At 62.9% G+C, this 6473-nt stretch carries 9 protein-coding genes; 8 read left to right on the top strand and 1 reads right to left on the bottom strand.

What is annotated here, in order from left to right; all coding sequences use genetic code 11:
- Positions 1 to 129 precede the first annotated feature (129 nt).
- The 8 genes from QZ522_RS16720 to recO all read left to right on the top strand — a co-directional run bounded on the left by QZ522_RS16720 (position 130) and on the right by recO (position 5788).
- Complete coding sequence (locus tag QZ522_RS16720; RefSeq protein WP_294614214.1) at positions 130 to 792, top strand: DUF2062 domain-containing protein; 663 nt, start codon at positions 130 to 132, stop codon at positions 790 to 792.
- A 37-nt stretch (positions 793 to 829) separates the two neighbouring features.
- A complete protein-coding gene (locus QZ522_RS16725; RefSeq protein ID WP_294614217.1) occupies positions 830 to 1582 on the top strand; it encodes a pyridoxine 5'-phosphate synthase in 753 nt (250 codons plus the stop codon).
- A gap of 96 nt (positions 1583 to 1678) precedes the next feature.
- Positions 1679 to 2092, top strand: a complete 414-nt coding sequence (gene acpS, locus QZ522_RS16730; protein ID WP_294614220.1) for a holo-ACP synthase — start codon at positions 1679 to 1681, stop codon at positions 2090 to 2092.
- A 65-nt stretch (positions 2093 to 2157) separates the two neighbouring features.
- Positions 2158 to 2988, top strand: coding sequence for a signal peptidase I (gene lepB, locus QZ522_RS16735; RefSeq protein WP_294614223.1), 831 nt, complete (start codon positions 2158 to 2160; stop codon positions 2986 to 2988).
- Entirely contained in the window at positions 2985 to 3671 is a 687-nt protein-coding gene (gene rnc / locus QZ522_RS16740) for a ribonuclease III (protein WP_294614226.1), read from the top strand. Before lepB ends, rnc begins: the two co-directional genes overlap by 4 nt.
- On the top strand, positions 3668 to 4570 hold the full coding sequence (gene era, locus QZ522_RS16745; RefSeq protein WP_294614229.1) for a GTPase Era: 903 nt from the start codon (positions 3668 to 3670) through the stop codon (positions 4568 to 4570). Before rnc ends, era begins: the two co-directional genes overlap by 4 nt.
- Positions 4571 to 4648: 78 nt before the next feature.
- Complete coding sequence (locus QZ522_RS16750; protein WP_294614232.1) at positions 4649 to 4981, top strand: DUF1491 family protein; 333 nt, start codon at positions 4649 to 4651, stop codon at positions 4979 to 4981.
- A gap of 69 nt (positions 4982 to 5050) precedes the next feature.
- Entirely contained in the window at positions 5051 to 5788 is a 738-nt protein-coding gene (recO, locus tag QZ522_RS16755) for a DNA repair protein RecO (protein ID WP_294614234.1), read from the top strand.
- 69 nt (positions 5789 to 5857) lie between these two features.
- On the opposite strand, the gene QZ522_RS16760 is transcribed toward recO, so the two are convergent.
- Entirely contained in the window at positions 5858 to 6418 is a 561-nt protein-coding gene (locus tag QZ522_RS16760; protein WP_294614237.1) for a TetR/AcrR family transcriptional regulator, read from the bottom strand.
- Positions 6419 to 6473: the final 55 nt, after the last annotated feature.

Here is a 6473-nt window from a genome sequence, read left to right on the forward strand (position 1 = left end):
CGATGCCGAACATCTTCATGGTGTCTTGTCCGCACTCGATGCCGAAACCGACGTCGCCGCCGTTGAGCGTTATCGTGATCCGTCCCGATCCGGGGCTATGCAGAGGCATGAACCCTAGGAGCCCGACCGTTGGTTTTCAAACGCCGAGACAAACGCCCATTTTGGAGAGCGGTCGCTGACTTCATGTGGCCACGTGGTGGCTGGGCGCGGGCATTTACCTATATCAAGCACCGCCTCCATCGCCTGCCTGATCCGCCGCACCGGATTGCGCGGGGAATTTTCGCGGGCGTTTTCACCACCTTCACCCCGTTTTACGGCCTGCATTTCGTGGTCGCCGCGCTTCTGGCCTGGGTGTTGCGCGGCAGCATCCCGGCGGCCCTGCTGGGCACGTTTTTCGGCAATCCGCTGACCTATGTGCCAATTGGTGTGGTGTCCTTGCAGACCGGACATTTCATACTTGGGCGCACCGGCCCCGGCGAGGACGAAGTGCGCCGCTCTCTGGGGGGTAAATTCCTAGATGCGGGAGACGATCTGCGCAACAATTTCCTCGCGATATTTTCCGAGCACGAGGCCGACTGGCACAGCCTGCATGTGTTTTATGACGAGGTGTTCTTTCCCTATATGATCGGCGGAATCATTCCCGGCATCATCACCGCGCTGATTTGCTATTACCTCAGCCTGCCGGTCATTCAGGCCTATCAGAACCGCCGCAAGGGTGCCCTCAAGGCAAAATGGGAAGCGATGAAGGAAAAGAAGGCACTCAAGGCTGACGCCAAGCCAAAACAGGACTAGGTTCGTCTCGAGTCACGTTACAACAAAGGAAAGCCCGATGCCGTTTGAGGGGAAACTGCGCCTTGGCGTGAATATCGACCATGTTGCCACGGTGCGAAATGCCCGCGGTGGGGCCTATCCCGATCCGCTGCGCGCGGCCAAGCTTGCCGAAGAGGCCGGGGCCGATGGCATCACCGCCCACCTGCGCGAGGACCGGCGTCATATTTCCGACGCCGACATCGACGGGCTGATGGAGGCCCTGCGCGTGCCGCTCAACTTTGAGATGGCCGCCACCGCCGAGATGCAGGCGATTGCCCTGCGCCACAAGCCGCATGCGGTCTGCATCGTCCCCGAAAAGCGCGAAGAGCGCACCACCGAGGGCGGCCTTGAAGTGGCGCGCGAGGAAAACCGGCTGGCGCATTTCATCGCGCCGCTGCGTGAGGCCGGGTGCCGGGTGTCGATCTTCATCGCCGCCGACCGCCGTCAGATCGAGGCCGCAGCGCGCATCGGGGCCGAGGTGATCGAACTGCACACCGGGGCCTATTGCGATGCCCATGCCGAGGGACACCTTGATATCCGCGACCGCGAATTGGCCAGCCTGCGCGAGATGGCGGCCTATGCCCATTCGCTTGGGCTCGAGGTGCATGCCGGACATGGCCTGACCTATGATACGGTAAAGCCGGTCGCGGCCTTTCCCGAGGTGGCCGAACTTAATATCGGACATTTCATCATCGGCGAGGCGATCTTTCTCGGCCTCGGTCCGGCGATCAGCGAAATGCGCCGCCTGATGGACGAGGCGCGCGGCGTTTGAATGCGGCGCTGGATGCAGGATGGTGTCGGAACCGGCATGAAAGGAACATGTGATGCCAGGCCATGACCTCTTGCTGATCCGGCCGGGGCTGGCGCGATGATCCTCGGCGTCGGCACTGATCTTGCCAATATCGAGCGGATCGCCCGCACGCTAGAGCGCTTTGGCGACCGGTTTCGCAACCGCGTCTTTACCGATGTGGAACAGGCCAAGGCCGAACGGCGCGCCGATGTTGCCGGCACCTATGCCAAACGCTGGGCCGCGAAAGAGGCCTGCTCCAAAGCACTTGGCACCGGTTTGCGAATGGGCATCGCCTGGCGCGATATGGCCGTCAGCAACATCGAAACCGGCCAGCCCGTGATGCAGGTCACCGGCTGGGCCAAAGAACGCCTGACCGAGATGACGCCGCCGGGCCACGAGGCGATCATTCATGTGACATTGACCGATGACCACCCCTGGGCACAGGCCTTTGTGGTGATCGAGGCCCGCCCGATTGCCGGCCCCCCGGCTTGACACCCCGCCGTGCGCGCCGCATGTAGCCGGGGACCACTTTTTGCAGCTTATTCCGGAGATGCCCTATGGCTTCTGACGCCAAACAAGGAAATTCCATTGTCGAGACGATCAAGACGGTGTTCTGGGCGCTTGTGATCGCGGGGCTGTTTCGCACCCTGCTGTTCCAACCGTTCTGGATCCCGTCCGGCTCGATGAAGGATACCCTTTTGATCGGGGATTTCCTGTTCGTCAACAAGATGGCCTATGGCTATTCCTATGCGTCCTGCCCGTCGATCCGCTTTGCCGGGCTTGATGTCGATGCCAAGGATATCTGCGGGTTTCTGGATGGCGACAATTCCCGCATTCTCGGATCCGAGCCCGAGCGCGGCGATATCATCGTCTTTCGCCAGCCCACCGATGGCACCGATTTCATCAAGCGGGTGATTGGCCTGCCGGGCGATCGCATCCAGATGAAGAACGGCGTGCTGCATATCAATGGCGAGGCGGTAAAGCTTGAGCCTGCGCCGGATTTCGTCGAGGAATTCAACCGCCAGGGCCCGATGGGGATCCGCCCGCGCTGTGAAAACGGTGTGGTTGGCGAAGGTGGGGCTTGCATCAAGTCGCGCCAGATCGAGACATTGCCGAACGGTCGCTCGCACAGCATCATCAATATCGGCGATCAGCGCGCCGATCATACCGGCGTCTTTACCGTGCCTGAGGGGCATTACTTTTTCATGGGCGACAATCGCGACAATTCGACCGACTCGCGCTTTCCGGCGGCTGTCGGCGGGGTTGGTTTCGTGCCCTTTGAAAACCTGATCGGCCGGGCCAACCGTGTGATCTTTTCCTCGGCCGGCAGGTCAATGCTCGCCTTCTGGACATGGCGCGGCGACCGCTTTTTCAAGAGGCTCGATTGAAGCTCTCAGGCGACATGAAAGCGCTTGAGGCGCGACTGGGCTATCAGTTTTCCAGGCCCGCACTTCTGGTGCGGGCTTTGACGCATTCCTCGATGTCCTCACCAACCCGCGATGACAATCAGCGGCTTGAATTCCTAGGCGACCGTGTGCTTGGGCTGGTCATGGCCGAGGCGCTTCTGGCGCATGACCCCTCTGCCACCGAAGGCCAGCTCGCGCCGCGCTTCAACGCCCTTGTGCGCAAGGAAGCCTGCGCCGATGTGGCGCGCGAAGTTGATCTTGGCGTGGTCCTGAAATTGGGCCGCTCCGAGATGATGTCGGGCGGGCGGCGCAAAGAGGCATTGCTTGGCGACGCGATGGAGGCGGTGATCGCCGCGGTTTATCTTGATGCGGGTTTCGAGGGCGCGCGTGATCTGGTGCTGCGGCTCTGGGGGGCGCGGGTCGGGGCGGTCAAGGACGATGCACGCGATGCCAAGACCGCGCTTCAGGAATGGGCACAGGCGCGTGGCCTGCCTCCGCCCGCTTACATTGAGACGCGCCGTTCCGGCCCGGATCACGCACCACAATTCACCATCGAGGCACAGCTGAAGAGCGGCGAGACCGCGGAGGCAACTGCCGGATCAAAGCGCCACGCCGAACAGGCGGCGGCCCGCGCCCTTTTGGACAGATTGGAAAAACACACATGACCCGCGCCGGTTTCATCGCCTTGATCGGCGAACCCAATGCAGGCAAATCAACGCTTCTGAACCGTATGGTCGGGGCCAAGGTCAGTATCGTCACCCATAAGGTGCAAACCACCCGCGCCCGCATCCGCGGCGTTGCGATGGAGGGCGAAAGCCAGCTGGTCTTTGTCGACACGCCGGGCCTGTTCAAGCCCCGCCGCCGACTTGATCGCGCGATGGTGGCCGCAGCCTGGGGGGGGGCCGCGGATGCCGATGTGGTGGTTCTTCTGGTCGAGGCGCATCGCGGCGTGACTGAAGGCGTCGAGCGGATTCTCGAAGGCCTGGGCGATATCGCCAAGGGCCGCAAGGTGGCGCTTGCCATCAACAAGATCGACCGGGTCCATGCGCCGGACCTTCTGGCGCTGACAGAAAAGATGAACGCGCGCTTTCCCTTCGTGGAAACCTTCATGATATCGGCCGAAAAAGGTCACGGCGTCGATCATCTTCGTGCCTGGCTGGCCGAGCAGATGCCCGAAGGCCCCTGGCTCTATCCCGAAGACCAGATCGCCGACCTGCCGATGCGCATGATCGCCTCCGAGATCACCCGCGAAAAGCTGACGCTGCGCCTGCATCAGGAATTGCCCTATCAGCTCACGGTCGAGACCGAGAACTGGGAAGAGCGCAAGGACGGCTCGGCCAAGATCGACCAGGTTGTCTATGTCATGCGCGATGGCCACAAGGGCATCATCCTCGGCAATCGCGGTGAGACCATCAAGGCGGTGTCCAAGGCCGCCCGCGAAGAGCTGGAAGAGTTCCTCGGCCGGCGTATCCATCTGTTCCTTCAGGTCAAGGTGCGCCCCAACTGGCTCGAGGAATCCGAGCGCTATTCCGAGATGGGCCTGAATTTCAAGGACGGCAACTAGGGATATGCGGCGGGGCTTCTTCTTGGTAGAAATACTCCCGCCGGAGGCGCCCGCACAGTCAACAGGCGCCCCGGCGTGATGGCGCGCCTGACCGCCTCATTCTGGGTGCAGGCCTATCTTGCACGTCTGCGGCTTGCTGATATTCCTGCCTTTGTCGTGGCCCATGGCGACGATACAGGCGGCGCGGTTCTGGTAAAGCTCAACACGCTCGACGGACAGGCGCGCGCCTATCAAAGGTCGTTTGACCTGATGACCGGCGCGCGGGCCTGGGTGGTGCTGGCCGAGGGGCCAGAGGCCGACGTCGACGCCGCCATTGCCCGGCAGCGCGGGTTCGATCCGGATGTCTGGGTGGTCGAGGTCGAAGATCGCGCCGGGCGCCACCTTCTGGACGAGCCCGGCCTGTCCGAGTGATACGCCGGGGGGCTTGGCAGGGCATGCCATCTGGTGTGCAATGGCGCGGGCAGGTGTAGGGAACCGCTTATGGACTGGCGTGATCAGGGAATATTGCTGGCAAGCCGCAGACACGGTGAAAGCGCCGCAATCATCGAGGTGCTCACGCCGTCGCGCGGCCGCCACGCCGGCGTGGTGCGCGGCGGCGCCTCGCGCAAGCTCGCACCGATCCTACAGCCCGGTGCCCAGCTCGACCTTGAATGGCGCGCGCGGCTTGAGGATCACATCGGGACGTTCCGGGTCGAGCCGCTGCGCTCGCGTGCGGGCATCGCGATGGGCGACCGGCTCGCCTTGGCGGGATTGAACGCGGTGACCTCGTTGTTGCTCTTTGCCTTGCCAGAGCGTGAGGCCTGTCTTCCGCTCTATCAGCGCACCGAAACCCTTCTCGACCTGCTCGATCAACCAGAGATCTGGCCGCTGGCCTATCTGCACTGGGAACTGGCCTTGCTCGAGGAAATGGGCTTTGGTCTTGATCTGCGCGCCTGTGCCGTGATGGGGGCTCAGGCCAATGATCTGTCCTATGTTTCGCCACGCAGCGGGCGCGCCGTGTCGCGCGCCGGGGCGGGGGATTGGGCGGATCGGCTTTTGCCGCTTCCGCCTTGCATGCTTGGGCAGGGACCCGCACCCGATGCCGAGATCGTGCAGGGGTTCGAACTTACCGGGTATTTCCTGCGCAACCACCTGGCACCCGAGCTTGGCAACAAACCGCTTCCGGATGCCCGCCAGAGGTTCGTTGAACGTTTTGAACGGCGGACCCGCCAGCCCTGACAGGCGGCGTCGCCCTGGCGGGTGCCTAATACCGATAAGGCAGACGGGAGCAGGGCAAGCGGCAGGGCGTTACCGAAGCGCCAGAACCAGATCTACAAGCGAGCCGATCGCATCGGAATTCCGGGCCGCATCGCTGTCGCGCAGCTCTTCCATGCCGATGGCGCTCGCATAAAGGATGCGCGCCATTTCCGCATTGCCGATACCGCAGGCCGCCAACAGAGCGCGCAGCCGACCCAGTCGCGCCTCGTCCACCCGGGTTACGGTCGCGGCGCAAATGGAATCATCGCTCGCCCAGGCGCGGATTGCCGGTTCGGCACGAAGTGCCGGGCTGTCGCTTGTCGAGGTGGCGGCAATTGTCTGTGCAGTGATGCGCAGCCGGGCCACCTCGCTCATGCCTGTTTCTGCGCAATTCTCGATCGCGTCGCCTGCGGCCGTTTCCCAGAGCGTCAAAAGGGCGAGATTATAGGCGGGGACATCCGTGAAATGCCAGTAGAACGACCCCTTGGTGGCCCCGACTCGTCGGGCCAGCGGTTCGGCGCCAAGAGCGCCCGGTCCCTGCTCGCAAAGCGCGCCCAACCCGGCCAAGAGCCAGTCATTGCGGGTCAGTCGTGGGCGGCGCAGCGCAGTCATGCCTTAGCCATACGCTTGATGCTGCGGTGCCGTAAGATGCCTGGGTGTCACGCAT

Source organism: uncultured Roseovarius sp. (assembly GCF_913054395.1).
GTDB lineage: Bacteria > Pseudomonadota > Alphaproteobacteria > Rhodobacterales > Rhodobacteraceae > Roseovarius.